At 60.7% G+C, this 26,781-nt stretch carries 28 protein-coding genes; 21 read left to right on the top strand and 7 right to left on the bottom strand.

All coding sequences use genetic code 11. The annotated features are described in order from the left end of the window. Positions 1 to 248 precede the first annotated feature (248 nt). The 3 genes from V0U79_RS04060 (at position 249) to V0U79_RS04050 (ending at position 4,475) form a co-directional block, all read left to right on the top strand. Positions 249 to 2,141, top strand: coding sequence for a ribonucleoside-diphosphate reductase subunit alpha (locus V0U79_RS04060; RefSeq protein WP_330198190.1), 1,893 nt, complete (start codon positions 249 to 251; stop codon positions 2,139 to 2,141). A 197-nt stretch (positions 2,142 to 2,338) separates the two neighbouring features. After that, positions 2,339 to 3,166 (top strand): lipid A-modifier LpxR family protein, encoded by an 828-nt coding sequence (locus tag V0U79_RS04055; protein WP_330198189.1) that lies wholly within the window; start codon positions 2,339 to 2,341, stop codon positions 3,164 to 3,166. 232 nt (positions 3,167 to 3,398) lie between these two features. Beyond that, positions 3,399 to 4,475 (top strand): ribonucleotide-diphosphate reductase subunit beta, encoded by a 1,077-nt coding sequence (locus V0U79_RS04050; protein ID WP_373696428.1) that lies wholly within the window; start codon positions 3,399 to 3,401, stop codon positions 4,473 to 4,475. 53 nt (positions 4,476 to 4,528) lie between these two features. On the opposite strand, the gene V0U79_RS04045 is transcribed toward V0U79_RS04050, so the two are convergent. Then, the gene (locus V0U79_RS04045; RefSeq protein ID WP_330198187.1) at positions 4,529 to 4,921 is read right to left on the bottom strand and encodes a DUF4345 domain-containing protein; all 393 of its coding nucleotides are present in this window, start codon (positions 4,919 to 4,921) and stop codon (positions 4,529 to 4,531) included. Positions 4,922 to 4,938: 17 nt separating this feature from the next. After that, a complete protein-coding gene (locus V0U79_RS04040) occupies positions 4,939 to 5,526 on the bottom strand; it encodes an NAD(P)H-dependent oxidoreductase (RefSeq protein ID WP_330198186.1) in 588 nt (195 codons plus the stop codon). A 106-nt stretch (positions 5,527 to 5,632) separates the two neighbouring features. Between V0U79_RS04040 and V0U79_RS04035 the strand changes: the two genes are divergently transcribed. From V0U79_RS04035 to V0U79_RS04015, 5 genes are all read left to right on the top strand, one after another. After that, complete coding sequence (locus V0U79_RS04035) at positions 5,633 to 6,223, top strand: TetR/AcrR family transcriptional regulator (protein WP_330198185.1); 591 nt, start codon at positions 5,633 to 5,635, stop codon at positions 6,221 to 6,223. Between the two features lie 60 nt (positions 6,224 to 6,283). After that, positions 6,284 to 7,747: an AMP nucleosidase gene (locus tag V0U79_RS04030; protein ID WP_330198184.1), complete on the top strand. Its 1,464-nt coding sequence runs from the start codon at positions 6,284 to 6,286 to the stop codon at positions 7,745 to 7,747. A 77-nt stretch (positions 7,748 to 7,824) separates the two neighbouring features. Beyond that, on the top strand, positions 7,825 to 8,589 hold the full coding sequence (locus V0U79_RS04025) for a tyrosine-protein phosphatase (RefSeq protein ID WP_330198183.1): 765 nt from the start codon (positions 7,825 to 7,827) through the stop codon (positions 8,587 to 8,589). Then, positions 8,586 to 9,854: an aminodeoxychorismate synthase component I gene (gene pabB / locus V0U79_RS04020; protein ID WP_330198182.1), complete on the top strand. Its 1,269-nt coding sequence runs from the start codon at positions 8,586 to 8,588 to the stop codon at positions 9,852 to 9,854. Before V0U79_RS04025 ends, pabB begins: the two co-directional genes overlap by 4 nt. Before the next feature lie 2 nt (positions 9,855 to 9,856). Next, positions 9,857 to 10,654 carry an aminotransferase class IV gene (locus V0U79_RS04015; protein ID WP_330198181.1) on the top strand — a complete coding sequence of 266 codons (798 nt, stop codon included), beginning with the start codon at positions 9,857 to 9,859 and terminating at the stop codon, positions 10,652 to 10,654. Here the strand turns inward: V0U79_RS04015 and V0U79_RS04010 are convergent, their stop codons facing one another. The 3 genes from V0U79_RS04010 to V0U79_RS04000 all read right to left on the bottom strand — a co-directional run bounded on the left by V0U79_RS04010 (position 10,655) and on the right by V0U79_RS04000 (position 12,285). Continuing rightward, positions 10,655 to 11,191 (bottom strand): TadE/TadG family type IV pilus assembly protein, encoded by a 537-nt coding sequence (locus V0U79_RS04010; protein ID WP_330198180.1) that lies wholly within the window; start codon positions 11,189 to 11,191, stop codon positions 10,655 to 10,657. It lies immediately after the preceding gene. Beyond that, positions 11,184 to 11,714, bottom strand: a complete 531-nt coding sequence (locus V0U79_RS04005; RefSeq protein ID WP_330198179.1) for a TadE/TadG family type IV pilus assembly protein — start codon at positions 11,712 to 11,714, stop codon at positions 11,184 to 11,186. The genes V0U79_RS04010 and V0U79_RS04005 overlap by 8 nt, the downstream gene beginning before the upstream one ends. A gap of 76 nt (positions 11,715 to 11,790) precedes the next feature. Then, a complete protein-coding gene (locus V0U79_RS04000; protein ID WP_330198178.1) occupies positions 11,791 to 12,285 on the bottom strand; it encodes a pilus assembly protein N-terminal domain-containing protein in 495 nt (164 codons plus the stop codon). A 275-nt stretch (positions 12,286 to 12,560) separates the two neighbouring features. On the opposite strand from V0U79_RS04000, the gene V0U79_RS03995 reads away from it, so the two are divergent. From V0U79_RS03995 to V0U79_RS03950, 10 genes are all read left to right on the top strand, one after another. Beyond that, entirely contained in the window at positions 12,561 to 12,719 is a 159-nt protein-coding gene (locus tag V0U79_RS03995) for a Flp family type IVb pilin (protein WP_330198177.1), read from the top strand. Between the two features lie 140 nt (positions 12,720 to 12,859). Beyond that, positions 12,860 to 13,363 carry an A24 family peptidase gene (locus tag V0U79_RS03990; RefSeq protein WP_330198176.1) on the top strand — a complete coding sequence of 168 codons (504 nt, stop codon included), beginning with the start codon at positions 12,860 to 12,862 and terminating at the stop codon, positions 13,361 to 13,363. A 113-nt stretch (positions 13,364 to 13,476) separates the two neighbouring features. Then, positions 13,477 to 14,331, top strand: a complete 855-nt coding sequence (gene cpaB / locus V0U79_RS03985; protein WP_330198175.1) for a Flp pilus assembly protein CpaB — start codon at positions 13,477 to 13,479, stop codon at positions 14,329 to 14,331. An 11-nt stretch (positions 14,332 to 14,342) separates the two neighbouring features. Continuing rightward, on the top strand, positions 14,343 to 15,800 hold the full coding sequence (locus tag V0U79_RS03980; protein ID WP_330198174.1) for a type II and III secretion system protein family protein: 1,458 nt from the start codon (positions 14,343 to 14,345) through the stop codon (positions 15,798 to 15,800). Between the two features lie 13 nt (positions 15,801 to 15,813). Continuing rightward, a complete protein-coding gene (locus V0U79_RS03975) occupies positions 15,814 to 16,488 on the top strand; it encodes a CpaD family pilus assembly lipoprotein (RefSeq protein ID WP_330198173.1) in 675 nt (224 codons plus the stop codon). A 12-nt stretch (positions 16,489 to 16,500) separates the two neighbouring features. After that, a complete protein-coding gene (locus V0U79_RS03970) occupies positions 16,501 to 18,015 on the top strand; it encodes an AAA family ATPase (protein ID WP_330198172.1) in 1,515 nt (504 codons plus the stop codon). Between the two features lie 8 nt (positions 18,016 to 18,023). Further along, positions 18,024 to 19,496 carry a TadA family conjugal transfer-associated ATPase gene (locus V0U79_RS03965; RefSeq protein WP_330198171.1) on the top strand — a complete coding sequence of 491 codons (1,473 nt, stop codon included), beginning with the start codon at positions 18,024 to 18,026 and terminating at the stop codon, positions 19,494 to 19,496. Between the two features lie 3 nt (positions 19,497 to 19,499). After that, positions 19,500 to 20,489, top strand: a complete 990-nt coding sequence (locus V0U79_RS03960) for a type II secretion system F family protein (RefSeq protein WP_330198170.1) — start codon at positions 19,500 to 19,502, stop codon at positions 20,487 to 20,489. Positions 20,490 to 20,498: 9 nt separating this feature from the next. Further along, positions 20,499 to 21,476 carry a type II secretion system F family protein gene (locus V0U79_RS03955; RefSeq protein ID WP_330198169.1) on the top strand — a complete coding sequence of 326 codons (978 nt, stop codon included), beginning with the start codon at positions 20,499 to 20,501 and terminating at the stop codon, positions 21,474 to 21,476. 60 nt (positions 21,477 to 21,536) lie between these two features. Continuing rightward, the gene (locus tag V0U79_RS03950; RefSeq protein ID WP_330198168.1) at positions 21,537 to 22,037 is read left to right on the top strand and encodes a hypothetical protein; all 501 of its coding nucleotides are present in this window, start codon (positions 21,537 to 21,539) and stop codon (positions 22,035 to 22,037) included. Here V0U79_RS03950 and V0U79_RS03945 read toward each other — a convergent pair whose 3' ends face one another. Beyond that, positions 22,038 to 22,847 carry a tetratricopeptide repeat protein gene (locus V0U79_RS03945; protein ID WP_330198167.1) on the bottom strand — a complete coding sequence of 270 codons (810 nt, stop codon included), beginning with the start codon at positions 22,845 to 22,847 and terminating at the stop codon, positions 22,038 to 22,040. Between the two features lie 117 nt (positions 22,848 to 22,964). Here V0U79_RS03945 and V0U79_RS03940 point away from each other — a divergent pair, with 117 nt between their 5' ends. Together V0U79_RS03940 and V0U79_RS03935 are read left to right on the top strand one after the other, a co-directional pair. Beyond that, entirely contained in the window at positions 22,965 to 24,329 is a 1,365-nt protein-coding gene (locus V0U79_RS03940) for a leucyl aminopeptidase family protein (RefSeq protein WP_330198166.1), read from the top strand. Further along, on the top strand, positions 24,322 to 25,182 hold the full coding sequence (locus V0U79_RS03935) for a C40 family peptidase (RefSeq protein ID WP_330198165.1): 861 nt from the start codon (positions 24,322 to 24,324) through the stop codon (positions 25,180 to 25,182). Before V0U79_RS03940 ends, V0U79_RS03935 begins: the two co-directional genes overlap by 8 nt. On the opposite strand, the gene V0U79_RS03930 is transcribed toward V0U79_RS03935, so the two are convergent. Next, positions 25,179 to 25,919, bottom strand: a complete 741-nt coding sequence (locus tag V0U79_RS03930; RefSeq protein WP_330198164.1) for a c-type cytochrome — start codon at positions 25,917 to 25,919, stop codon at positions 25,179 to 25,181. The genes V0U79_RS03935 and V0U79_RS03930 overlap by 4 nt on opposite strands. A gap of 304 nt (positions 25,920 to 26,223) precedes the next feature. On the opposite strand from V0U79_RS03930, the gene V0U79_RS03925 reads away from it, so the two are divergent. Then, positions 26,224 to 26,763, top strand: coding sequence for a porin family protein (locus V0U79_RS03925; RefSeq protein WP_330198163.1), 540 nt, complete (start codon positions 26,224 to 26,226; stop codon positions 26,761 to 26,763). The last annotated feature ends 18 nt before the right edge of the window (positions 26,764 to 26,781 follow it).

Here is a 26,781-nt window from a genome sequence, read left to right as displayed (position 1 = left end):
AAACCCCACTGCAAAAAGCATTACCGGAATTTGCCAATGGCGATGCGGCATTAGCGGATCGTTAACCAAAAAATCCGTTTTCGGACCATTTCCCCCGTTGACCATGGCCCGGTGTTTAAGCACTATATGTTGGGTCGGCTGGAAACGCAGACACACCATCATGGGATTTTCAGAGAAGCGGCGCGAACGCGTACGTTCCGCGCAACAGCACAGCTATGCTCTGATTTCCGGGGGGAGACGAGTTTAAAATGACGCCTTACGACGCTGCCGCAATGTCCAAGAAAGCCGGGGATGACGCGAGCCAGGAAAAGCTGCGACCCGGTAAGCCGCGGGCGCCAAAGCCGGACCTGAAGCTGGTCAAAAAGGTCGAGACGGATCCGTCCCGCGACGCGCTGCTGACAGATTTCGGCAAGAAGACGCTGGTCGATCGCTATCTGCTGCCGGGCGAGTCCTATCAGGACATGTTTGCCCGCGTTTCGACGGCCTATGCCGATGATACCGAGCACGCTCAGCGTCTCTATAACTACATGTCGAATCTGTGGTTCATGCCGGCGACGCCCGTCCTGTCGAATGGCGGCGCCTCGCGCGGACTGCCGATTTCCTGCTTCCTGAACACGGTCGGCGATTCCCTGAATGACATCGTCAACACCTGGAATGAGAATGTCTGGCTGGCCTCCAATGGCGGTGGCATCGGCACCTATTGGGGTGAAGTCCGCTCGATCGGCGAGAAAGTCGGCCAGAATGGCCAGACCTCGGGCATCATTCCCTTCATCCGTGTCATGGATTCGCTGACACTTGCCATTTCTCAAGGCTCGCTGCGCCGCGGGTCGGCGGCCGTATACCTGGATGTCCACCACCCGGAAATCGAGGAGTTTCTCGAAATCCGCAAGCCGTCCGGTGACTTCAACCGCAAGAGCCTCAACCTTCACCACGGCCTCAATGTCACAGATGCCTTTATGGAAGCGGTAAAGACGGACGGCGAGTACGAGCTGAAATCACCACGCTCCGGCGAGGTTGTCCGCTCTGTGTCTGCCCGCAAGATCTGGCAGAAAATTCTCGATCTGCGCCTGCAGACCGGCGAGCCGTATATCGTCTTTTCCGACACGGTGAATGATGCGCTGCCGGCGCATCAGAAGAAACAGGGCCTCAAGGTCCGCCAGTCCAATCTGTGCGCCGAGATCATGCTGCCTACCGGCGTCGACAAGCATGGCCGTGACCGCACGGCGGTATGCTGTCTGTCTTCGCTCAATGCCGAGAAATTCCTGGAGTGGAAAGACGATCCGCAATTCATCGAGGATATCTACCGTTTCCTCGACAATGTTCTGGAGGATTTCATCGACCGTGCGCCTGAAGAGATGGCCCGCGCCGTCTACTCCGCCAAGCGCGAGCGGTCCGTCGGACTCGGCCTGATGGGCTTCCATTCCTTCCTGCAGAAGATGAATGCACCGTTTGAATCGCCGATGGCAAAATCCTGGAACATGAAAATGTTCAAGCATATCCGCCAGGAAGCCGACAAGGCGTCGGTCCGGCTGGCGGAAGAGCGCGGGGCCTGCCCGGATGCCGAGGAAGCCGGTGTGAAGGCCCGCTTCTCACACAAGCTGGCGATCGCGCCGACCGCATCGATCTCGATCATCTGCGGCGGCACCTCGGCAGGCATCGAGCCGATCCCGGCCAATTTCTACGTCCACAAGACGCTGTCAGGTTCCTTCTCGGTGAAAAACCCGCAACTGAAGAAGGTGCTGGAAGAAAAAGGCGCCGACACGGACGAGGTCTGGGCCTCCATTCTCGAGCATGAGGGTTCGGTCCAGCATCTCGACTGCCTCGATCAGAATGAGAAGGATCTGTTCAAGACCGCCTTCGAGATTGATCAGCGCTGGGTGATCGAGCATGCGGCAGACCGCACGCCCTATGTCTGCCAGTCCCAATCGCTGAACATCTTCTTGCCGGGCGATGTCGATAAGTGGGATCTCCACATGCTGCACTGGACGGCGTGGGAGAAGGGTGTGAAGTCGCTCTATTACTGCCGCTCGAAGTCGGTGCAGCGGGCTTCCTATGCCGGTTCGGAATCAAAGAGTGATGCCGAGGCCTCCATGGTCGCGGCCGCCAAGACCGATTACGAGGAATGCCTCGCCTGCCAGTAATAAAAACAGAATCGATAGACACGGGGGGGGCCATTGAGCCGCCCTTGTTTTGTTGCGCTGCATCATGTGCGTTTCGAGTCACAGAGGCCGGTTTTTCTTAACCATAAGGCCAATGGAAGGCCCGAAACCGGTGTTTTTCGGTCCACAGAATTTGCGGACATGATAACTTGGGTTTCAGTTCGCCACGGGAGTCGCGTGTGACGCGTATCGACCGGATATTGTCGGTTCTGTTTGCAGCGGGCCTGTCCGCTTGCGGGTCCGCTTGGGCGCAATCCTACGATTATGAGAACACTCCCGCTGTTCTGGACGTGGACCAGATCATTCTGGCGCCGTTCCTGACGTCGGAAGAATCGCGCCAGATCGAAGCCGATCACAGCGCCCGTTTTGTCGCTGCCAGCGTGCTGGCAGAAACCGGTGACGACAATTCCTCGCTGGCCGCGTTTTCCGGCGAGTCGACCGCTATCAATGCCTTCGACGATTCGTCGTGGATCGAGCTCCGCATTTTCCAGCCAACCCTTCTGACCCGGTCAGACCGCATGTTCGATCCGGAATCGGATATCGATTCCGCCATTGTGCATCCCGATCGAGATTACCGGTCTTCGGTGGCGGTGGACTATGTCACCCGTTTTGAATCGCACGGTGGCGCGGAGGGGCTGGATCTGACCATCGAGCCGCGGGCCGGTTTCAGCTTCGGTCCGGAGGGTTCCGGTGCGGGAGCGGGGGCTGAAGTGCGGGTTGGCCGGTATCTGCAGGAAGATGCAGCGCGACCAAGCTGGTATTTCTTTGCCGGAGCCGAGCGGCGGGCCCTGCTGTACGATCCGGCCGAAGGCTGGAATATGCGTGGGGCGATGTCGCTGGAATCCTATGCGGTTGTCGGTGATGCGCAGGCCGGTATCGCGATGCGGCTCGGCGATAATGATCTGTCCTTTGCCTATGTCCGGCGCGAACGGAATGCCCGTATCGGGATTGATGATTACGATGCCGCCGATGATTTCGCGGCCTTCTCGCTCAGCCGCCGCTGGTAGTAATTCCCATTACCGCCGAGGTATTAACAGGACACGCTGACGGGTGCCCGCCAGCCTCTGGCACCGTTCTTTTCCCCAGCAATCTCCCGAGCGGGCATGGTGCCGGGACCCATTCCTCGGTTTATTTCTGCTGCCGGGGTGAAAAAGACTGCGGAGCGTTGTGAATTGTGAACCACAAGGTCTGGACGTTCAGCCGACTTTAACCTCAATATGTAGTGATGAATGGCTCGTAATGCGGCGAGTCGTTCCAGCAGAGATTCCGGGGAAATCCATGTCCGATACCATGTCCGTTCCAGGCCTTCTGACCTCCAGTCACTCCTACAAGCCTTTCCGATATCCGTGGGCGTATGATTTCTGGAAGAAACAGCAGCAGGTTCACTGGATGCCGGAAGAGGTGCCTCTGGGCGAAGACTGCAAGGACTGGGCGACCAAGCTGTCGGACCAGGAACGCAATTTGCTGACCCAGATTTTCCGTTTCTTCACGCAGTCGGACGTGGAAGTGAACGACAACTACATGGAACGCTATGCGCGTGTCTTCAAACCCACCGAGGTGAAGATGATGCTGTCGGCGTTCTCCAACATGGAGACGATCCATATCGCAGCCTATGCGCTGCTGTTGGAAACCATCGGCATGCCGGACACGGAATTCTCGGCTTTCATGGAATACGAGGCCATGAAGGACAAGCATGACTACATGCAGGAATTCGGCGTCGAAACGAATGAGGATATTCTGCGCACGCTGGCCATGTTCGGGGCGTTTACCGAGGGCCTGCAGCTGTTTGCCTCTTTCGCCATGCTGATGAACTTCCCGCGCTTCAACAAGATGAAGGGGATGGGCCAGATCGTGTCATGGTCGGTGCGCGATGAGTCCCTGCATTGCGAGGGCATGATCCGCATGTTCCACGAGTTCGCCGAGGAGACGGGCGCGCTGACGGATCAGGTGAAGGCGGACATCATCGAGAACTGCAAGCATGTCGTCAGCCTGGAAGACAAGTTCATCGACCTTGCTTTCGAGATGGGCGATGTCGAAGGCATGACTCCTCAGGATATCAAGAACTACATCCGCTACATTGCCGACTGGCGGCTGCGCCAACTGAAGCTGGAGCCGGTCTTCGGTATCGAGAAGCACCCGCTGCCCTGGCTGACGGAGATCCTCAACGGGGTCGAGCACGCCAATTTCTTCGAGGCCCGCGCGACGGAATATTCCAAGGGCGCCACGAAGGGCGAATGGCATGGCGATGACGGTGTCTGGTCGAATTTCGACAAATTGCAGGGCCAGAAATCAGCCAATGAGTTGCCGGCGGAATAACTTTCGTCCCACCGGAATTGATAGAGCCCCGGCGCTTTGGCACCGGGGCTTTTTCATGCGCAGCGACGCCGGTTCATCAGAGCGGCGAGAGCCGACAGGCCGAAGACCAGCTCGAGGCCGAGTGCGCCGATCAGGCTGGTATCCGGCCAGCCATCCATCAGCAGTCCGGTCATCCGTCCCATCGCATAGCCCAGATAGAGGAGGGCGCTGAGCGTATAGCCAATATGATGCCGGCCGGGCCGCAGGGCGGTAAACAGGATGACCGCGGCTGTTACCAGCAGAAATCCGCCCGGTGCCCGCGCTTCGGAAAGCCGGTTCACATCGCTGGTGCCGGAAATACCGCTCAGTGCGAGAAATCCGTTAGGGTCGAGCATCAGCCAGGTGCCAACCAGCGCGGCAATTCCGCCTGAGAGGACAAGGAACATGGTCGCCAGAATGCGTTTCATGGGATTCTCCTTTCCGTTCAGGCCGCCAACGAGGCGCCGAGCTGCTCGGCCCGGGCGATCCAGCCGAGTTTCTTTTCGTCCGATGAGAGCTTCACCGAACCGAACTGGATCACTTTCCGGGTCTTGATTCCGCAGAATTCCAGAACCTGGTTCTTGATCACGCGACGTCCCGGGCGGCCATATATGAAGCGATCAATCAGCGGGGGCGTGTCGGACGTGATGAAGGCATCCGCCGTGCGGCCCGCCAGCAGCTTGTCCCAGCTCGCGCCGCGGCCGCGATATTTGTAGGCAAAGCCCGAGGCAAGTCCGCGATCGAGTACGGCCTTGGCCTTCGCCGGCATGCCCGCCCACCAGTAGGGGTGAATGAAAAGCACGTGATCCGCCCAGGCCAGATTGGCCCGCCATTGCACGATGTCCGGTTCAAGCGTGCCGGTATCCGCCCCCGAGGGATCATCCTCCAGCGGCTTCAAATTCATATCCGCCAGATCCATGCGGATCACCTCTGCGCCGATGCTCTCGGCGCCGGCCTGATAGGCGTCCGCCAATCCGGAACACAGGGATTTTTTATTGGGATGCCCCACCCAGATGAAGACACGTTTTGACATGACGAACCTCTTTCTTGACAGCGTGTAAACTTTACAGCGCGTCAAGTATCGTTACCTTGACATCATGTCAAGTGATTTTCAGATTTTGCGGGAAAGGAAGAATCAGATGGCCGGAAGCGTTGCTCGGGGTACCAGGGAGAAAATCCTCGAGGCCTGCCGGCGAAAGCTGGAAGAGCAAGGTGCCGACGTTGGCATGGGCGAGATTGCGAAAGCCGCTGGGGTCAGCCGGCAAGCGGTCTATCTGCATTTCGCCAACCGCGCCGAATTGCTGGTCGCAACGGCGCGGCACGCTGATATGGCTGCGAATGTCGATGAATTGCTGTCGGCCAGCCGTGGGGCGCCGGACGGCGTCTCACGCCTTCTTGCCTACCTCGACGCCTGGGCACAGCTGGTGCCGCAAATATATCCCGTGGCCCGTGCCTTGCTCGCGATGAAGGAGACGGATGCCTCGGCGGGTGCCGCCTGGACTGATCGTATGGCGGCACAGCGTCATGGCTGTCAGGCGGCGATTGATGCGCTGGAAAAAGACGGTCATCTGGTGGCCGGGCTATCGAATCGCGCTGCCGTCGACAGCCTGTGGACGTTGATGTCGGTCAGGAATTACGAACACTGGGTGATGGATTGCGGCTGGACCGTAGAAGCCTATCGGGACGAGCTGAAACGGATCGCCAGTGCGGCTTTCATCAAAGCGGGATAGGCTTGGATATTGCGTAATTTCGGACTTGCCGCCGGCCATCCTTTCCGGCATTAGCCAGCCATGAAGACATTTGAAATTGCTGAAACGCCGGATATCGCTGTTGACCGGCTAGTGGGACTTCACCGGAAGTCAGTTGAAAACCTCAGAGAAGCGCTGCGTGCCTATCTCGATGACGGCATCATGCCAGACGCCGAGGCGCGCAAGGCCGGGGCCTTTGCCTATCCCGAGCTCCGGGTGCGGTACGAGCCTGACGGGTCCCCACCCCCGATCAGCCGGGCCTTCGGCAAGTTTTCCGAGCCCGGCCTTTACGCCCAGTCCATAACCCACCCGGAACTGTTCAGGGATTATCTGGTCGAGCAGCTGAGCCTTCTACAGGACGATTACGACATCACGATCGAGACCGGTCTTTCGGAGACCGAGATCGCCTTCTCCACCGTGCTGGACGGGGCCGAGGATCTGGATCTTGATGCGGCGTCCGTCGCCGATCTGGTCCGGAATTTCCCGTATGCGGATCTGGCCGGCATTGACGATGCCCTGCCCAATGGCGAACGCAGCCCGCAACCTGGCGAGGCACGACCGCTGACCCTGTTCGATGCGCCTCGCGTGGATTACTCGCTGTCGCGCCTGAAGCATTACACGGGCAGTCCTTATGAAGACTGCCAGCAGTTTATTCTGTTCACCAACTATCACCGCTATGTGGATGCCTTCGTGGCCTGGGCGATCGGTCAGCTGAAGGAAGACAATGAATATGAGAGCTTCTCTGCGGCGGGCTTTGTCGAGGTGGATGCGAAAACACCGAATGCCCGCGCGGCTGTGGAGGCCGCGCCCTGGCGGCGCTTCCAGATGCCGGCCTATCATCTGAAGGCGCCGGGCGGGCGGGGCATTACCCTCGTGAATATCGGTGTCGGCCCGTCGAATGCGAAGACCATCACCGACCATCTGGCGGTTCTGCGCCCGCAATGCTGGCTGATGATCGGTCATTGCGGCGGGCTGCGCCATTCCCAACGGCTCGGTGATTATGTGCTGGCTCACGCCTATCTGCGCTATGACCGGGTGCTGGACCGCGATCTTCCGCTGGAAATCCCGGTGCCGCCGATTGCGGAAATCCAGATTGCGCTGGCCGATGCCGTGAAGACGGTGTCCGGTGACAGCCGCGAGGATATCAAGCGCCGGCTGCGGACCGGCACGGTCGCTACTTATGCCGACCGGAACTGGGAGCTGCGCTATCATGCCGAGGCGCGCCGCATCAACCAGTCGCGGGCGATCGCCGTGGACATGGAATCTGCAACGATCGCGGCGAACGGCTTCCGGCTGCGGGTGCCGTATGGAACCTTGCTCTGCGTGTCGGACAAGCCGCTGCATGGCGAGCTGAAACTGCCGGGGGCTGCCAATCTTTTCTATCAGAAATCGGTCTCCGAGCACTTGATGGCGGGGATCGAGACGGTGGAAATCCTTCGCCGCAACGAGGCCACAGCCCTGCATTCGCGCAAGCTGCGCAGTTTCGATGAACCGCCCTTCCGGTAGGGGAATGATTCATTCTTTCAGGGGTTTGTTTGCCCTGAGGCCTTGCCCTTTCAGACCCTGTCCGCTAGCAGGTCCGCATGAGCCGGGTTCTGGAATTCGAGGGTATTCGCAATTTTCGTCACTTCGGCGAATATGATGCCCGTGACGGCGCGAAAGTCCGGTCCGGGCTTTACCGCTCCGGCCATTTTCACAACGCCACGCCGGCCGATCAGCAGAAGCTGAAAGCGCTCAACATTTCGGTCGTTGCCGATCTGCGCCGTCCGCGCGAACGCGACAATGAACCGTCGAACTGGGGCGAGGGGCTGCGTGTCCTGCAATCGGATATCGCCGGCCACAAGGAGCCGCCGCATCTGCGTTTCATCCGCGAGGGTGATGTCAGTCTCGATGGTGTGCAAGGCTGGATGCGCTCGACGTATCGCCGCCTTCCCAATGAGCAGGGCAATCAGGAAGTCTTCGCTGCCGGGCTGCGTGAACTCGCCACGCATGGCGCGGACGAGGGCTTTGTCGTGCATTGTGCGGCCGGCAAGGACAGGACCGGCCTGTTCTGCGCGCTCACATTATCACTGGCGGGTGTGCCGTTTGACGTCATTGTCGATGACTATGTGATGACCAACCAGGCGGTCGACTATGATGCGCTGGTGCCGGTTGTGCAAAAACGCCTGCACGAGACCTATGACCGGATGATTCCGGAACCGGCCTTGCGCACATTCCTCGGCGTCGAGGGGGATTATCTGCACGAAGCCTTCGACGAGATCGGTTCGGCGGAAGCCTATGTCTCCGGCGTTCTCGGGCTGAGCGATGCCGAAATCGCCGCGGTTCGAGAGAATTTGATCGCGCGGTGAACGAGGCTTTCAGCGAAACAGTCGACTGGATCGAACCGGAACGTGCCTTTGCACCGTTTCGTACACAGGATGGCGCTCTGCTATTGCATGGTGGCCAGCGGTCAGCCTCACGGCTTTATGCCCTTCCCGTCGACACGCTGACCTTCCGGCAGGGCGATGATTTGTCCGTCTTACTTCAAAAAGCGCGGGGTGCACTGGCTGACGGGCATCAGCTGGCCGGGCTGTTTTCATATGAATTCGGACATGTACTGGAGCCTCGTACCGGACTGCCCCCTCCCGGCCGGCCACTGGTCCAGCTTGGCGTGTATCCCGCCTGGGCCGTGTTCGATCCGGTGAGCCGCACGCTCACGCTGCAAGGCGTTGATGACGGACGAAGACGGCTGAGAGCCTGTCTGGAAGAGGGCCAACCTCTACCGCAGCCGGCCCGTGGTGATCTGGAGCCGGGCTGGTCGCGCGAGGCGTATCTTGCAGCCTGCCGGACCATGATCGAACACATTCGGGCGGGCGATATCTATCAGGCCAATCTCAGCCAGGGCTTTTCCGGACATCTGACCGGCGATCCCTGGTCGGTTTTCCTGCGCCTTCTGGAACGCAGCGATGCGCCGCATGCGGCCTGGCTTCGCGCATCAGATGATCATGTGGTGATGACCAATTCGCCCGAACGTTTCCTGCGGCTGAAAGGCGGATTTGTCGAAAGCCGGCCCATCAAGGGGACGCGCCCGCGAAAATCCGACCCGGCCGCCGACAGGGCGGAAGCCGAAGCGCTGGCCGCCAGCGAAAAGGATCGCGCGGAAAACCTGATGATTGTTGATCTCGTTCGCAATGACATTTCGCGCGTCTGCCGGCCTGGCAGCGTGAAGGTGCCGCAACTCAATACGGTCGAGAGCTATGCCAATGTCCATCATCTGGTTTCGACGGTGACCGGGCAGCTGGCCGAAGGCCGCGACGCGCTGGATCTGATCCTCGCCAGCTTTCCGGCGGGTTCGATTACCGGTGCGCCGAAGATACGCGCCATGGAATTGATCCGTGAGGCCGAGGGCGAGGCAAGGGGGGCCTATTGCGGCGCGCTGGGCTGGATCGGTTACAGCGGTCAGTCGATGGATCTGAACGTCATGATCCGAACGCTCGATCTGATCCGCACGGATACGGATTGGCAGGTGAAGGCCCGTTCGGGCGGGGCGATCACCATCGATTCCGATCCGGCAGAAGAATATGATGAAACCCTGCACAAGCTGAGCGCTTTGCGCGCAGCGCTGGAGGGATAGGCATGTACTGGCGCGACAAGCAAAAGTGGGTGGAGGCCGAACCGACAGCGACCACGCTGGGCGATCGGGCTTTCCAGCTTGGCGATGGCGTTTTCGAGACGTTTCGCATCGATAATGGTGCGATCCGCCATGGCCAGTTGCACCGCGCCAGTCTGGAGGCGGCCTGCGACGCCATGGCGCTGGCACCGCAGGACTGGCGGATCGTTGAAAGCGGCGTGCGGAAATTGATGCCCGGCTCCGGTGTCGGAAAACTTCAGGTCACGCGCGGGCCGGGCGGGCGCGGGCTGGCGCCGCTGAGCGATCAGCAGGAAGCGCTTTATCTGCAATTTTCGCCGCTGCCGGAAGCACCAGATTCGGTGCGGCTGGCGATCTCGTCCATCCGCCGCTCAACCACCAGCCTCGCCGCGCGTTACAAGACGATGAGCTATGCCGATAATCTGGCGGCGAGACGCGAGGCTGTGGCACAGGGCGCGGACATGGCCCTGATGCTGACCGAGGCCGGATTTGTATCCGGGGGCGACAGCGCCAATCTGTTCTGGATCAGGGACGGGGAAATGTTCACGCCATCCACACAGTGCGCGATCCGCAATGGTGTGATGCGCCAGAGTGTCATGCATTGGGCGCAGGCGGCTGGCGTTGAAGTCAAGGAGTCCGCGTTCAATCCGGATGCCTTGGCGAGTGCGGAATGCGCCTTTGTCAGCAATGCCGTCATGGGCGTTACACCGGTAGCGGCCATCGATGGCCGCGTCCTGCCAGTGTCTCATGATGTGCTGGAAGACCTGTTGGCCGCGGCGCTGTAATTACTGGCGGGAAACGCTCAGTGACTGACGCGGACGCAGGAAGAATTCCTCATTGATGTCGAAATCGCCGGTGATCTCCCGGAACGGAGCCTGATAGGCATAGGCCACTTCCACCCAGACGACAGAGCGCCCAGGTGCCAGTACGCCCGCCGGCACGGTCGGCTGCGAGCCGGGCGCACGCGGAAGCATGCCGCGGCCATCGCTCCAGTCGACCTCGACCTCGCCCAGAAGGCTCATCGAGACGCTGGAAATGCGGACCGAGAACTGATCGGCGCTAAAGGGCTGAATGATGGCCACGCCGGCATTGAGAATGTCCGTCATCTCGGCATCTGTTATGACATCATCCTGCGCGATCAGATCGGCCAGAGCGCTGGCGGCATTAGTGACCTTGCGGTCGGCTGACAGGGCCAGAGAGATCTCGACCATGCCCAGATAGAGCACCACCATGACCGGCGCGATCAGCGCGAACTCGACGGCGGAAACGCCGGATTTGTCGCGGCCAAGGCGGCACAGGATATTTCGCAGGGCTCTAATCATCATAGGGCTCATTGCGGAAGACGGTGGAGGAGACGATCAGACGCTGGCCGTCGGCCATATTGCCCATGCGTCCCCCGAACAATTGCGGCATCAACACCTGCCAGCGGTAATAGACGCGGACCAGGACGATGTCGCCCGAACGCCCCGGATCAAACCCCATATTGGCCTCATTCATCGTACCATCCTGATTGAGCGGATCGGTCGGCGCGACGGTGTCAAAGTCCTGGAACACGGCGACTTCGAAGGCCATGCGGTCGCAATCGGCAATCACCACGATGCGGTCGCAAACTTCCTCGCGGAAGGCGGTCGCACCGCCGCCGCCGTTTTGCAGCTGGCCGGTACGGATCAGGCGCGCGCTTTCCAGCACGGCATTGTCGATCACGGTCTCGGCGAAAAACATGGCGGCGATCTCGATCAGCGCCATCAGAAAAAACAAGAAAGGCCCGGCCACAAGCGCAAACTCGACGGCGGTCGCGCCATCGCGGTTCTTGCGGAAAGATCTGAAAAAGCCCGGCTTGCGCATGGGACACCCCGTTTTCACAAGCCTCTATACACGCGAGCGCTTTAAAACCGGGTGAAGGAACAGGGTTAATGCAAGCCTACTGGCGGCCGCCTTCCAGATTGCGGGCCGACTGGGAGCCTTCGCTGATGGCCGCGGCTTCACCGGCAATGCCGATGCGTGTGCTTTGCTGACCGGTCAGGGCATCGAAGGTCTCAGGATCATCGCCGACCGTCGGCGACGGACCGCAATTTGGCGTACAGGTCATGGTGACCCGTGAGGTGCCGCGCTGATAGACAAGCTGGCCGTCGGAGGACGGGCCGACGACAAAGTCCTCGGCATAGATAACGCGCCCGGCCCGATCGAGCGCAATGATATTCGTGCGGCCGAACAGACGGCCGGTAACGATCAGAGTCCGCCGGTCATGAATCACGGCATCGGCGATCGCCGGATTGCCGACAATAACGGTATAGGCGGAAGAGGGCAGGCGGACGACATCCGCGTGCTCGACTTCCAGCATCTGGTCGGCGACAGCCACAGCCGGCACAGCGGCCAGGGCGGCGAGGGCGGCGAGGGCGATCAGGGATTTACGCATGGCGGACTCCGCGAGCTCACAATTGCTCTTATACAAGCGCGGGCGCGTGAAGACTTTCTAAACAGACAGGGTTGAAGATCAGGATTGAGTTACACTTTTTTTGTTTAACCGCTGTTAACTATAATCCACAGGAATTTTTATTCATACATAATTAAGTATGAGTATTCACCAATTCGAAAGTCTCCTGTGCTTTTATGCTGGCACACGACAAGAGAGGTCGGGACAAAAAGCCTCCTTGAAGTGGATGTGTGGCTAGCAAACACGGGAGTAGACCCATGCAATTTGTTTCTCGTTTCTTCAAAGACGAATCTGGCGCTACGGCTATTGAATATGGCCTGATCGCTGCTCTGATCGCCGTTGTCATTATCGGCGCTGTGACCGCTCTGGGCACCGGCGTTCGTGACAACATGCAGACGGTTGCCGACGCGATCTAATTCGCGCAGCAGTTTGCAAACGCTATCAAGGGGCTGCCCGAAAGGGCGGCCCCTTTTGCTTTTCGCCCATACTCTTCAAGCCAACCGATTATTAAGCCTGTTCGGCTAGATACATTTCCAACGATAAGCGGAGTGGTGTCATGGCGGGTCAGCTTCTTCTTCTGGTCTTTGCTTTTCTCATGGTCCTGGCGGCCGCCAAGGACGCCATGAGCTATACCATTCCCAACTGGCTGAGTGGCGTACTGGCCCTGGCCTTTCCGATGGCCGCCCTGTTTCTGGGCATGAGCTGGATGGATTTCGGTCTGCACGCCCTGACGGGCCTCATTGCCCTCATGATCGGTATTGCGCTGTTTGCGCCGGGCTGGATCGGTGGCGGCGATGCGAAACTGTTTGCCGCTGCGGCGCTGTGGTTTGGCTGGCCGGATGCGGCCATGTTCCTGGCCAAGGCGGCGCTGATGGGCGGTCTTCTGGCCGTTGGCCTGATGATGTTGCGCCGGGCGGCGCCCGCAACCGGTCTGCCGCGCAGCTGGCTGACGGGGACATTGCTGGCGGAAGGCGGTCCGGCGCCTTACGGAATTGCCCTTGCGGCAGGCGCCTTGTGGACCTTGCCGGACAGCCAGATCTTCCTGCTCGCTGCGTTATAATTTTCCGATTTGTGAAGAAATCTTCCCAATCGGTTGCAATCGCATTTGAATCTTAACGCCCCTTTTGGAAATTGGGGGTCAGATGGGCGTGTAAACCGAGGGGATTCGCGCCCATGAATGCCGCCAGAATCATTGTTCTGCTTGCCGCCGGACTGGCAGCCGCCGCTGCGGCTTTCTTTGTCTACCGGTCGTCATCGAACACACCGGAGCCGGTGATTGTCGAACCGCAGGTCGTTCAGGCCGCGACGGTTGATGTGCTGGCCGCGCGACGCGATCTGCCGGTCGGATCCCGTATCCAGGCCAGCGACCTCTACTGGCAGGCCTGGCCGGAAGATGCCGTCAGCCCCTCCCAGATTGTCCGTGACCGCCGCCCTGATGCGGCCGAGGAATTTGCCGGTTCTGTAGTCCGTAACGAGATTTCCGAGGGCGAGCCTATTTCGCCGCGTTTCCTTCTGCAGGTCGGCGAGGCCGGTTTCATGTCGGCCGTGCTGGGCCCGGGCATGCGCGGTCATGCTGTGCCGATCACGGCCGAGACCGGTGCCGGTGGCTTTATCCTGCCGGGTGACCGCGTTGACGTGATTGTCGCCTATGAGGCCGAGGAAGAAGGCAATAACCGCCGCCGCTATTACGTCTCCGAGACCGTGGTGGAGAATGCCCGAGTGCTGGCCATCGACCAGGTTTTCGGTGGCGAGGAAGATTCCGAGAGCGTGGTGGTCGGCGAGACAGCGACGCTGGAGGTGACGCCCGAACAGGCCCGCGCGCTGGCGCTGGCGACCGAGCGGGGCCAGATCTCGCTGTCGCTGCGCAGCCTTGCCGACACGGAAGGCGGTCCCCGCCTGGTCTCGGCTCAATCCGATCCGCGCGTGGCACGCGATGATCAGGAACCCGTAATGCCCTTCCGCAATGATGACGGACAGGTCGTGGTCTACCGTTATGGCCAGGGCCGTGTCGTCTCGGTGGACGATTAGGAGGGCCTGAAATGATCCGCGCTCTTTTCCTTGCCCTGATGCTGGCCCTTCCGGCCGGCACTGCCCTCGCGCAGACCTCATCGGGCAATACCACGATGCAGGTCTATATCACCCGCACCGGTGATGGCCCGGTTTCGGAGGTGCTGGACCTGCCGCTGAGCAAGGCGGCGATCATCCATCTTCCGGTCGATGCCGCCGATGTGCTGGTGACCAATCCGGAGGTGGCCGATGCGGTGATCCGCACGCCTACCCGCGCTTATCTGCTGGGGCAGGCGATCGGCCAGACAAATGCCTTCTTCTTCGATGCCGAGGGCAATCTGATCCTTGATCTCGATATCCGCGTCGAGCGCGATATGCGCGCCCTGCAGGAAGCGCTGGATCGTTTCCTGCCGGACCGCCGGGTCAGCGCCGAAGCCATGAATGATCATATCGTCCTGTCCGGATCCGTGCGCAGCGCCGCCGAGGCCGACACAGCCCTGCGCCTGGCGCAGCGCTGGACGGATGATCCCGATAACGTCCTGTCCATGCTGGCCATTGAAGGCCGCGAACAGGTGATGCTGTCAGTGCGCATCGTCGAGATGCAGCGGACAATCGTGCGTCAGCTGGGAATCAATCTCTCGGCGGCCGGCCAGATCGACGATGTCGCTTTCAACGTGGCAACCGAGCAGGAATTCTCGCTGGTTGGCCGTGCGCTAAGTGGCCTGAACACCAGCCTGAACTACACGGCGCAGGGCGGTGGCGACATCAGTACCGCCGGAGCCCTGATCCAGGCATTGGAGCGCGTCGGCCTGGTCCGTACGCTTGCCGAGCCCAATCTCACCGCGATTTCCGGTGAGGCAGCGAATTTTCTCGCCGGTGGTGAATTCCCGGTCCCTGTGGGCCGCGACCGTGATGGCAATATCATTGTTGAATACAAGCAGTTCGGTGTCGGTCTTGGCTTTACCCCGATCGTGCTGTCGGAAGGCCGCATCTCGCTGCGGATCTCGACCGAGATTTCCGAGCTGACCAATCAGGGCTCGCTGCAGCTGGGCTCCCAGGATGTCACGGATGACCAGGGCAATGTGATCGGAACCGTTCCCGGCCTCCAGATCCCGGGCCTGAATGTGAACCGGGCCGAGACCACTGTGGAGCTACCCTCGGGTGGCAGCCTGGTGCTGGCTGGCCTGATCCAGGAAGAGACCCGCCAGAATCTGGACGGCATTCCGGGTGTCCAGAACCTGCCCGTGCTGGGTGCGCTGTTCCGCAGCCGTGATTTCGAAAACCAGGAGACCGAGCTGGTGGTTCTGGTGACGCCTTACCTGGTGGACCCGATCAACCAGAACGAGGCGGCCACGCCGGCCGACGGTTTCCAGCCCGCCAGTGAGCTGGAAACCCTGTTCCTCGGCAACATCAACCGCGCCTATGCCGTGCCGGGCGCCCGTACCGACGGGCGTAGCTGGAACGGCCCGGTCGGGTTCCTGCTGGATTAAGGGAGAGGACGTGATGAGACTTGCAAGACTTGCCCTCGTTTTTGTGCCGGCTCTCCTGATTTCGGCCTGTGCAACCTCGAACGGAACCGTCAATGCGATCGGCTTCCCCGAAGCCCGTCCGGTACAAGCGACGGCCCGCATGGATCTGGTGGTCGATACCGATGCCAATGGCCTGTTGTGGTCGCAGATGGGGGCATTCCACGCCTTCGTTGATCACTACAAGTCGAACGGTCACGGCCCCATCATTCTTTCCTGGCCTGATGGCAGCGCTGAAGACGATGCTGCCCAGGGCGCCATGTCCGAGCTGCGCGCCTTTCTCGATTCGCAGGGCGTGGGTGCCCGCTTCACCGAGGAAGGTCCCTACGATGCGCGCGGCATGGGCAATGCGCCGGTAATCGTCAGCTACATGCATTACGAGACCGAGATGCCGGCAGAATGTACCAATCGCCGCTGGGACGATCTGCGGATCGAGCGGATGAATGATGGCTATGAGGGATTTGGCTGTTTCATGGCGCAGAACCGCGCGGCCATGATTGGCGATCCCTACCATCTGGCCGGCCCGACCGATCACGATGCTCCCGACTCCGAACGCCGTCAGACTGTGCTCGACACCTATCGCCAGGGCGAGCCGACCAGCACGCAAAGACGTGATGACGAAAGCGGCGCAGTTTCAACCGCGGTGGATTAAGGCTGGAAAACAATGGCTGAACCCCAGGCATATGACGATGAATTCCTGGACGAGGATGATCTCCTCGATCCGGCAGAGGTGGAGCGCCGCTTGCTCGACGATTCGGGCGAGGGCTTCGAGGAATTCGGCGAGGACGACGGTTTTGGCGAGTTTACCAGCACGGAGGAGGACGAGCCGCGTCCCTTCGGGTCGCGGGGCGCCACGGCACCGGCACAGGACGAGCCGGAAAGCGCCGAAGAGCCAGACCACATTGCCGATGATTTCTCGGACATTGATCTGGACAGTTTCTCGGTTGATCTCGTCGACCCGATGGCCGGCGAGATTGATGATGATATCCCGGATCAGCCAATCCCGCGCATCACCATTCATGCTTTCTGTGAGCGCCCGGAAAGTGGTGCGCTGATCCACAATGCTGCCAATGACCGGCGGCTGGCCAAGGCACATGTGGACGTCGAGCTGGGTGGTCTGTCAGCGGCTGTGGAACGCTTTATCACGCAGTCCACGCCAGACCTTCTGATCATCGAGACCGGTATGCGCGGCCAGGGCCTGTTTGATCAGCTGGAAGAGCTGGCCGGCGTTTGTGACCCGGATACCAAGGTTATCATTATCGGCGCGGCCAACGACATTTCGCTCTATCGCGAGCTGATGAAGCGCGGGGTCAGCGAGTATCTCGTTCCGCCGATGTCGCCGCTGCATCTGATCCGCACGATCTCCGGTCTTTATCTGGACCCGGAAGCCCCCTTTGCCGGCAAGACGGTCGCCTTTATCGGCGCCAAGGGCGGTGTCGGTGCCTCGACGGTCGCGCACAATACGGCCTGGTGTATTTCTGAAAATGCCCAAGCCGATTGCGTGCTGGTCGATATGGATCTGTCGTTCGGCACGGCGGGCCTCGATTTCAATCAGGACCCGGCCCAAACGCTGGGCGATGCGCTGGCGGACCCTGAACGCCTCGACGAGGCCTTGCTGGACCGGCTTCTGGTGCGCTGCACCGAGCGACTGTCGCTGTTTTCCGCTCCGGCTACGCTGGACAAGGACTGGGATTTCGGTCCGGAGGCCTATGAGACCGTCCTTGATCAGGTCAAACGCCAGGCACCTTTCATCACGCTGGATCTGCCGCACACCTGGTCGCCCTGGGTGAAGCACACAATTCTCAGCGCCGATCAGGTTGTCGTGACGGTGACGCCGGAACTGGCTTCGCTGCGCAATGCCAAGAACCTGTTCGACCTGGTGCACGCCTCGCGCCCTAATGACGAACCGCCCAAGGTGGTGATCAATATGGCCGGCGTGGCCAAGCGCCCGGAGATTCCGGTCAAGGATTTCGCCGAGGCACTCGGCGTTCAGCCGGCCCTGGTTCTGCCTTTCGAGCCGCAATTGTTCGGCAAGGCCGCCAATGACGGTCAGATGATTGCCGAGATCGACCCCAAGTCCAAAGCGGCTGAAGGCTTTGCCCACCTGGCTTCGATGATTTCGGGACGGACTTCCGTTCCGGTCAAGAAAGGTCTTTTCGGAGGCCTGTTTGGAAAGTGATCTGATCCATGTTCGGTAAGCGAGACGCCACCGCGACACGACCTGATCCGAAGCCGGCCCCTGCGCCGGCTTCCGCTGCGCCTGCGGCCAAGCCGAAGCCGGCGCCCCGGCCACCGGAGAAAACGGCCGCCAAGCCGGCTGCCGCACCGGGCCCCAAGCCTGCGCCGAAAGTTAAGCCGGTGGTTTCGACTGCCGACACCCAGCACACTGACGCCTACTACGCCATCAAGACGACGATTTTCAACGCGCTGATTGACACGATTGATCTGGGCGCGCTGGCCCAGCTCGACAATGAGACAGCGGCCGAGGAAATCCGCGACATCGTCACCGAGATTATCTCGATCAAGAATGTCGCCATGTCGATTGCCGAGCAGGAGCGCCTGCTTCAGGACATCTGTAACGACGTTCTGGGATATGGCCCGCTGGAGCCGCTGCTGGCACGAGACGATATTGCCGACATCATGGTCAATGGCGCTGGCGATGTGTTCATCGAAGTCGGCGGGCGGGTTGAAAAGACCAATATCCGTTTCCGCGACAATGGTCAGCTGATGAATATCTGTCAGAGGATTGTGAGCCAGGTCGGCCGCCGGGTTGATGAGGCCAGCCCGATCTGTGACGCGCGTCTCGCCGACGGATCCCGTGTCAATGTGATCGCGCCGCCATTGGCGCTCGACGGGCCGACACTGACCATCCGGAAGTTCAAGAAAGACAAGCTGCGTATGCAGAACCTGGTCGACTTTGAGTCGATCTCGCCGGAAGGCGCCAAGGTTCTGGAAATCATCGGAGCTTCGCGCTGTAACGTGTTGATTTCCGGCGGTACCGGTTCGGGTAAGACCACGCTGCTCAACTGTATGACCGGCTTCATCAGCGAGGAAGAGCGCGTCATCACCTGCGAAGACGCGGCCGAACTGCAGCTCCAGCAGCCACATGTGGTCCGTCTGGAAACACGTCCGAAAAACCTGGAAGGGTCCGGCGAGGTCACCATGCGTGATCTGGTCAAGAACTGCCTGCGGATGCGTCCCGAGCGGATCATCGTGGGTGAGGTTCGCGGCCCGGAAGCCTTCGACCTCCTGCAGGCCATGAATACCGGCCATGACGGTTCGATGGGTACGCTGCACGCCAACAGCCCGCGTGAAGCCCTGTCGCGGATTGAGTCGATGATCACGATGGGGGGCTATAACCTGCCCTCGAAGACCATTCGCGAAATGATTTCCGGCTCGATCGACATCGTCGTTCAGGCCGCCCGCATGCGGGATGGTTCACGGAAGATCACGCACATCACCGAAGTGATGGGCATGGAAGGTGATGTCATCATTACCCAGGACCTTTTCCTTTATGAAATGGACGGCGAAGACGAGACCGGCCGTATCAAGGGCGCTCACAAGTCCACCGGGATTGCCCGGCCGCGCTTCTGGGACCGGGCGCGCTATTATGGTCTGGAACGCGAGCTCGCGGCCGCACTCGATGCTGCGGAGGGCTAGGCGATGAATGGACAATTGCCTCTCCTGTTTGCCGCCGTGGCCGCTTTTATTGCGGTTGGCGGTGTCGGCTGGGTGGTTTCCGGCGCTCTGAGCGATGGACAGAAAGCGGCTCGCCGCAAGGCCGTCGTCGCATCATCCCGGCCGCGCAAGCCACGGTCACGCGAGGCTGATCCCAATCAACAGCGCCGCAAACAGGTGGCAGACTCGCTCAAAGAGATCGAAGACAAGCAGAAGAGCGCCAAGAAGAAATCGCTGACGCTGAAATCGCAGATCGAGCAGGCAGGCTTCAATTTCTCGGTCAAGACATTCTGGATCGCCTCTGGCGTTATGGCCGTTACCGGCTTTGCAGTGGCGCTGCTGACCGGTCAAAGTCTCCTGGTTTCGGCAGGGCTGTCCCTGGCGGCTGGTCTCGGCCTGCCACGCTGGTTCCTCGGCATGCGCCGCACGGGACGGCAGAAGAAGTTTACCGAAGAGTTCGCCAATGCGCTTGATATTATCGTTCGCGGTATCAAGTCGGGCCTGCCGCTGAATGAATGTATCAAGGTGATTGCCCGCGAATCCCCGGATCCGGTCGGTCCCGAATTTGCCAAGCTGGTCGAGGCACAGGCCGTCGGCGTGTCCCTGGAAGAGGGCACAAAGAAAATGGTCGAGCGGATGCCCCTGCCGGAACTGAACTTCTTTTCGACCGTGCTGACCATCCAGGCCAAAACCGGTGGTAATCTCGCCGAGGCGCTGGGAAATCTGTCGGCGGTCCTGCGCGCCCGCAAGATGATGCGTGAGAAGATCGGCGCGCTGTCCTCGGAAGCCAAGGCCTCCGCGATGATCATTGGCGCGCTGCCGCCCGGCGTTCTCGCTATCGTCTATGTCACCACGCCGTCCTACATGACCGCCATGTTCGTGGAGCCCAAGGGCCAGCTGATGCTTCTGGGTGGCGCCATATGGATGGGTATCGGCATCCTGATGATGCGCGGCATGATCAACTTCAAGCATTAGGGGACGGGGATGAGCTTCCAGGACATCGCCGAACTCGTCACCAATCCGCAGGTGATCTGGTCTGTCATCGCGGCCATTGCCGTGTTTGCGACCGTGGTCACCCTGACCTCTCCGATGATGGGTCAGAACAAGCTGGATAAACGCATCAAGGGTGTCCAGAACCGCAAGGAAGAATTGCGCCGCAAATCCCGCGAAGCCCTGGAGGAGGCCCATTCGGGCAGCCTGCGCGGCAAGGAGACCAAGGGCCTCGCCAAGACGGTGGTTGAAAGCCTGAACCTCCAGAAACTGTTCGAGGATCCGGGCCTGAAGGACAAGCTGACCCAGGCCGGTTTCCGCGGCAATGGTCCGGTGATGACCTTCTATTTCTTCCGGCTGACAGCGCCCATTCTGCTGTTCGGCGGCGCTGCCTTCTATGTCTTCTTCATCAATGATTTCGGCCTGCCGACCATTACCCGCTGGTGTGCGGCGGCCGGCATCGGAATGCTCGGCTATTATGCGCCAAACCTCTATCTGCAAAATGCGGCGGCCAAGCGCCAGCAATCGATCATGCAGGCCTTCCCGGACGGGCTGGATCTGTTGCTGATCTGCGTCGAGGCCGGCATGTCGATCGAGGCCGCCTTCCAGAAAGTCTCAGGTGAGGTGGGTGCCCAATCCATCGAGCTGGCCGAGGAATTGTCGCTGACGACGGCCGAATTGTCCTATCTGCAGGATCGGCGCTCGGCGTATGAAAACCTGGCCAAACGGACCAATCACCCCGGGGTGAAAGCCGTGGCAACCGCGCTTATCCAGGCGGAACGTTATGGTACGCCGCTGGGTCAGGCATTGCGCGTCATGGCCAAGGAAAACCGCGATATGCGTCTTGCCAATGCCGAAAAGAAAGCCGCAGCCCTGCCTGCAAAGCTGACCGTGCCGATGATCGTCTTCTTCCTGCCGGTGCTGTTCGTGGTGATCCTGGGCCCGGCGATCATGCGCTACCAGGCGATGTAAGTCCTCGCTTTTCTGGCGATTATTCTCGCCATGCGCGGATTGCCCGGTTAAAACCCCTGCATGCTTACTCGCCGCCGCAGCGTTACGCGTGAAGAGACCAACGCGATTGCCAGCCGTGCCTCCGAGGCCGCACTGGCCGCATTGGGGCGTGAAGATTTTGCCCGTGCACGAGATGAGCTGAGTGTCGTGCCGCGGCGCGTCGAGTTTGCGGAATCAGGCTGGAAAGTAGCGCTGGTCAATGCACTGACAGATTTGGCCGCCGGCAAGCGGAAGAACGGCATCAACACTCTTATCAAAGTCTTCCAGAGGCTCGACGACACCGGCCTCACTCAGGATGACAAGGGCTATTTGCGCCTGTTCGCGCTCTATCGCGCGATCGAACATTCAAAGGACGGGCGCGCGCCGGCTGCACTGCGCGATCATGCCGAGGATTTCCGTTTTGATACGACGCTGGTTGACCCGGCGCTGAAAGCGCTTTTTCCCCTCAAGCGGGTCGAGCAAAAGGCGGACGATATTCCGCCACCGCCTTTTCCGGCCGGAATGGGATCTTCCGAGGCCTGATCAGCGGGCACCGCTGTCGTCGCGAATGGCATCCCAGCGGCGGCCGGTCGTCAGCATGGCACGGATATAGGCCATGTTGGCTTCTGCTGTTTGTGGACTGACATCGACCCGGGCCATGGCTTCTGCCTCATCGAACCGCCCCTGGAGGGCAATCACGAGCGCCAGATTCTGGCGGACCGTGGCGTCGGCGTTCGGGCGTGCCATGGCTTCGCGCAACAGGCGTTCGGCCTGCGGTGCGTCGCCGTCAAAGGCATAGGACAGGGCGAGATTGGACAAGATGGAGGCCTCGCCGGGCGAAAGGGCCAGTGCCTCGCGGTATTTCTCGCGCGATTGTTCGCGCAGGCCGGCCTGCTCATAGGCCACACCGAGAATATTCAGAACCTGCCAGTCAGTCGGGCGGGCGGCGGCCACGCGGGCCAGCGGCTCGATCGCGACGGCGCCGCGGCCGGCTTCGGTCAGGGCTGCGCCATAGGCCAGCTGCAAATCGATATCTTCCGGGTAAAGCGCCATCGCCTGGCGGGCGACGGTCGCCGCGCGCTGGGTCTGGCCGATCCGGCGTAAAACGCGCGACAGCTCAACGGCGGCCTCGCGATCGGCCGGATTGAGTTCGTGGGCCTCTGCCCAGAAGGCAGCCTGGGTGAGCAAGTCCTGGCTTCGGATGGCCTGGCGCTCGGCCTGGCTGGCGGGGACGATGGAGGCGCGCTGGGTCAGGTCTTCCGCCAACGCCTGTTCCTGTGGCGTCCGCGAGGTTGCGCACGCTGTCAACGCGAAGGCGGCGGCCATCAGGGTGAGTTTCGACACGACACGCATGGGTCAGGTCCTTTACCGGTAGTATTCCCGCATTACTCTTCGCTGTGCCGGTCAAGAATGCGTTAATCTCTTCGCCCGGTTTGTTTGGACATTCGATATTTTCCGGAGACTCGCCACGTGACCGATATTTTCGCCGCTCCTTCCGACAAGAACCGTCTGATCCTGGCGGTGCCGGCAAGCCTGGCCGAGACCTTGCCCGAGACGCTGACGGATACCGGGCGAGCAGTGGCGAAGGCGAATTCCTTTGGCGGCGATGCAGGACAGATTGTTCTATTACCGGAAGGCAGCGGGGCGGATGCGCTGGTCGGGCTGGGCAATGCCACGGATCCATTTGCGTTAGGCGATGCGGCTAAAGTTCTCCCTGAAGGCGATTGGCAGCTCGAAGGTGATCTGGGCGAGATCGACCCGACCATGGCAATGGTGGCTTTCGGAGCCGGGGCCTATCAGTTCACGCGCTACAAGAAACCGGCCCGCAAGCCGGCGCGGCTGGCGCCCGTCGACGGGGCAGATGTGGAAGAGGCCACGCGGGTGGTGCGGTCGATCTGGCTGACGCGGGATCTGGTCAATACTCCAGCCGGCGATATGGACCCGGCTGCGCTGCAGAAGGCCGTCGAGACGGTCGGCAAGGAATTCGGTGCCAAGGTAAAGGCCACGATCGGCGATGATCTGGTCAAGGAGCGCTACGGTATGATCCACGCGGTCGGCCGGGCGGCGCACTGCCCGCCACGCCTGATCGAGCTGGAGTGGGGTGATCCGAAGCATCCGCGCCTGGCCATTGTCGGCAAGGGGATCACGTTTGACAGCGGTGGCCTCGACATCAAGCCGGCGGCCGGCATGCGCCTGATGAAAAAGGATATGGGTGGATCCGCCAATGCGCTGGCGCTGGCCCGGCTGATCATGGATGCAAAACTGCCGGTGCGGCTGCATTTGCTGATCGCGGCGGCCGAGAATGCGATCGATGGAAATGCGTTCCGCCCCGGGGATGTGCTGACGTCGCGGCTCGGCCTGACGGTGGAAATCGACAATACGGATGCCGAAGGCCGGCTGGTTCTGGGCGATGCCCTGGCCAAAGCGGTCGAGGATGATGCCGAGCTGATCCTCGATTTTGCGACGCTGACGGGGGCGGCCCGGGTGGCGCTGGGTCCGGATCTGGCGCCCTATTACACCGATGACCAGGCCTTTGGCGACGCGCTGGCCGAGGGTGCGGCCAAGGTGGGTGACCCGGTCTGGCGGATGCCGCTCTGGGACGGCTATGACAAACAGCTAGAAGGCACGATTTCCGATCTGAAGAATACCGGTGATGGCGGTTTTGCCGGCTCGGTCACGGCGGCGCTGTTCCTGCGGCGTTTCACTGGTGGCCGGCGCTGGTGCCATTTCGATATCTTCGCCTGGAATCCGAAGGACCGGCCGGGCCGGCCTATGGGGGGCGAAATGCTGGGGTCCCGTGCGGCCTGGGAAGCGCTGAAGGTTCTCTATGGCTGATCTGGACAACCACCCCCGTCTGCTGCCGGCGCGACCCGACCTGGCTGCCGCACATCTGAAGGGCCGGGTTGAGGCCGAGCGCTTCGTGGAGCCTGTCGAGATGCAGGTTACGGCGGGCTGCACAGCCATACGGCGTGAACCGCGCGATGACGGCGCCATGGATACCCAGGCCCTGTTCGGTGAAGTGTTTGCCGTGTTGGAGGAACGTGATGGCTGGGCCTGGGGCTTTTCGCGATATGACGGATATGTCGGCTGGGTCGACATGACGGCGCTGTCGCAACCGGTAAGCCCGGCTACGCACCGGGTCAGCGCGTTGCGCACCTATCTTTTCTCCGAACCGGATCTGAAATCAGCTCCGAATTGTCTGGTTTCGATGAATGCAAAGATTGCAGCTGGTCAACAGGAAGGCCGGTTCATCGATGTAGGCGGACGGGGCTGGATTTTTGAAGGTCATGTCGTGCCGCTGGGTCATGCCGAGCCGGATTTCGTCAGCGTGGCGGAGCGGTTCGTGGGTTCGCCCTATTTCTGGGGTGGCAAGGAAAGCCTGGGTCTGGATTGTTCCGGCCTGCTGCAATGTGCGCTGGAGGCGGCCGGCATTCCCGTGCTGCGGGATGCGTGGATGCAGGAAGCCGATCTGGGCGCGCGCTATCCGGTGATCCCGAACACTGCGGCTCGCCGGCGCGGGGATGTCGTCTTCTGGGCGGGTCATGTCGGCATCATGACGGATGCCGATCACATCGTGCATGCCAATGCGACCTTCATGGAAACCGTGATCGAACCGGTGGCAGAAACAGAAAGGCGAGCCGTTGAGAGCGGCTCGCCTGTTACATCGGTCGTGAGAGTAGCGGCCTAGTTGCCGCCTTCTTCAGCGGGAGTGTCCTCGGCGCCGCCACCCTGGGCAGCATCCTCGATCGCATCCATCTGATCCGACAGGTTCTCGGCTGCTTCGGTTGTGGCAGCGTCAACTTCGCCTGCGGCGTCCATCATCGCGTCCTCAACCATGCCGTCAGCCGCGTCGGCGGTTTCCGCAACAACGGGGGCCGGAAAAGGCACCGGGCTGTCGGACAGGGTCTGCATATAGGCCAACAAATTGGCGCGGTCCTCATCGCCGCGGATACCGGCGAAGGCCATGGCCGTGCCGCTGATATAGCTGCGCGGATTGGCGATGAAATGGTCGAGCTCTTCATAGGTCCAGTTGCCGCCATGGTCGCTCATGGCGCCGGAATAGTTAAAGCCGTCATAGGAAGCGACAGCACGGCCAACCACATTCCAGAGATTCGGTCCCTGCAGGTTTGCGCCGCCGGGCTCGGCATTGTGGCAGGAGACGCAGCGGCGGAAGATCCGCTCGCCGGCACCGGCATCGGCGGCTGCCAGCAGCGTGCCGAGGTCGACCCTGACTTCCTCGACGGGGTCGGAGCCGGCATTGCCGCCCAGAACAGATTCGACATCGATCGGATAGGACAGGGATGCGTGCTCGTCGTCATGTCCGCCTTCCGAGAAGACGATGTCACCGACCACGCCGATGACCATGACCATCAGCACCAGACCGATAATGACGGCACCAATCTTGTTCCAGAAGAGATCGCCCATGCTTGTCCCCGAGAGTCTGAATTGAGCGGTGTTTGACACGCAGGCGCGCGCCAAGCAACTCATTGATGTTGTCAGTCACTTACCGATCACATGCCGCGTCGTAAAGTGGCGCATCGTCGCGGGTTACATTGCGGCAATGAAAGGCCGATTCACCGGCCTGTTCAGCCAGCATTCATCGCTGCCGAAAAAATCTCGGACCCGGGAAAACCGGCGTCTGGCCTTGCCTGTTCGTGCTTTCCCGCAGTCCCGGCAGCCGGATCGCTGCCTGTCCCATAACCTTTGTCCCCCCAACGAAAGGTCCAAAATGATGCGCACACTTGTTCTTTCTACTGTTCTTGCAGCAGCGGCGAGCGCTGCATCCTTCGCCGATGATGGCGATTTCACGCTCGGCGCCGGCCTCTCCACGATCGGCGTTTCAGAAGGCGGTTTTGATGTGGATGTCAGTGCCGTCACGCTCCGCGGCGGCTATGAATTCACGCGTTTTCTCGGTTTTGAAGGTCAGCTCGACATCGGCGTTGATGGCGACACGGTGATGTTCAACAACACACCGGTCGATGTCGATGTGAACATGGCAGCCAGCCTGTTCGGCGTAGCGCGCGCCCCGATTTCCGAAAATGCGAATCTATTTGCCCGCATTGGCTATACGACGGCCAATATCGAAGCGTCTGTGCCGGGCTTTGGCCTGACGGATGATGCTGACGGTTTTGCCTATGGCGTTGGCGGGGAGTTCTTCTTTGACGGACGCAATGGTGTCCGCATCGACTATACCCGTCATGAGCTGGACGATGCGGATGCCGATGTATTCGGTATTTCCTATGTCCGCCGATTTGGGGCGACGCGCTAAAGCGGAACCCGATCTGCT

The sequence above is a fragment of the Hyphobacterium lacteum genome, assembly GCF_036330345.1.
Lineage (GTDB): Bacteria > Pseudomonadota > Alphaproteobacteria > Caulobacterales > Maricaulaceae > Hyphobacterium > Hyphobacterium lacteum.
Note: the sequence above shows the minus strand (reverse complement) of the source record. Positions and strands in the feature narration are given on the sequence as shown.

Coding starts and splice junctions, on each gene's coding strand:
- V0U79_RS04060 (WP_330198190.1), top strand. CDS start 249: ATGACGCCTTACGACGCTGCCGCAATGTCCAAGAAAGCCGGGGATGAC.
- V0U79_RS04050 (WP_373696428.1), top strand. CDS start 3,399: ATGCGGCGAGTCGTTCCAGCAGAGATTCCGGGGAAATCCATGTCCGAT.
- V0U79_RS04045 (WP_330198187.1), bottom strand. CDS start 4,921: ATGAAACGCATTCTGGCGACCATGTTCCTTGTCCTCTCAGGCGGAATT.
- V0U79_RS04040 (WP_330198186.1), bottom strand. CDS start 5,526: ATGTCAAAACGTGTCTTCATCTGGGTGGGGCATCCCAATAAAAAATCC.
- V0U79_RS04035 (WP_330198185.1), top strand. CDS start 5,633: ATGGCCGGAAGCGTTGCTCGGGGTACCAGGGAGAAAATCCTCGAGGCC.
- V0U79_RS04030 (WP_330198184.1), top strand. CDS start 6,284: ATGAAGACATTTGAAATTGCTGAAACGCCGGATATCGCTGTTGACCGG.
- V0U79_RS04025 (WP_330198183.1), top strand. CDS start 7,825: ATGAGCCGGGTTCTGGAATTCGAGGGTATTCGCAATTTTCGTCACTTC.
- V0U79_RS04015 (WP_330198181.1), top strand. CDS start 9,857: ATGTACTGGCGCGACAAGCAAAAGTGGGTGGAGGCCGAACCGACAGCG.
- V0U79_RS04010 (WP_330198180.1), bottom strand. CDS start 11,191: ATGATTAGAGCCCTGCGAAATATCCTGTGCCGCCTTGGCCGCGACAAA.
- V0U79_RS04005 (WP_330198179.1), bottom strand. CDS start 11,714: ATGCGCAAGCCGGGCTTTTTCAGATCTTTCCGCAAGAACCGCGATGGC.
- V0U79_RS04000 (WP_330198178.1), bottom strand. CDS start 12,285: ATGCGTAAATCCCTGATCGCCCTCGCCGCCCTCGCCGCCCTGGCCGCT.
- V0U79_RS03995 (WP_330198177.1), top strand. CDS start 12,561: ATGCAATTTGTTTCTCGTTTCTTCAAAGACGAATCTGGCGCTACGGCT.
- V0U79_RS03990 (WP_330198176.1), top strand. CDS start 12,860: ATGGCGGGTCAGCTTCTTCTTCTGGTCTTTGCTTTTCTCATGGTCCTG.
- cpaB (WP_330198175.1), top strand. CDS start 13,477: ATGAATGCCGCCAGAATCATTGTTCTGCTTGCCGCCGGACTGGCAGCC.
- V0U79_RS03980 (WP_330198174.1), top strand. CDS start 14,343: ATGATCCGCGCTCTTTTCCTTGCCCTGATGCTGGCCCTTCCGGCCGGC.
- V0U79_RS03975 (WP_330198173.1), top strand. CDS start 15,814: ATGAGACTTGCAAGACTTGCCCTCGTTTTTGTGCCGGCTCTCCTGATT.
- V0U79_RS03970 (WP_330198172.1), top strand. CDS start 16,501: ATGGCTGAACCCCAGGCATATGACGATGAATTCCTGGACGAGGATGAT.
- V0U79_RS03965 (WP_330198171.1), top strand. CDS start 18,024: ATGTTCGGTAAGCGAGACGCCACCGCGACACGACCTGATCCGAAGCCG.
- V0U79_RS03960 (WP_330198170.1), top strand. CDS start 19,500: ATGAATGGACAATTGCCTCTCCTGTTTGCCGCCGTGGCCGCTTTTATT.
- V0U79_RS03955 (WP_330198169.1), top strand. CDS start 20,499: ATGAGCTTCCAGGACATCGCCGAACTCGTCACCAATCCGCAGGTGATC.
- V0U79_RS03950 (WP_330198168.1), top strand. CDS start 21,537: ATGCTTACTCGCCGCCGCAGCGTTACGCGTGAAGAGACCAACGCGATT.
- V0U79_RS03945 (WP_330198167.1), bottom strand. CDS start 22,847: ATGCGTGTCGTGTCGAAACTCACCCTGATGGCCGCCGCCTTCGCGTTG.
- V0U79_RS03935 (WP_330198165.1), top strand. CDS start 24,322: ATGGCTGATCTGGACAACCACCCCCGTCTGCTGCCGGCGCGACCCGAC.
- V0U79_RS03930 (WP_330198164.1), bottom strand. CDS start 25,919: ATGGGCGATCTCTTCTGGAACAAGATTGGTGCCGTCATTATCGGTCTG.
- V0U79_RS03925 (WP_330198163.1), top strand. CDS start 26,224: ATGATGCGCACACTTGTTCTTTCTACTGTTCTTGCAGCAGCGGCGAGC.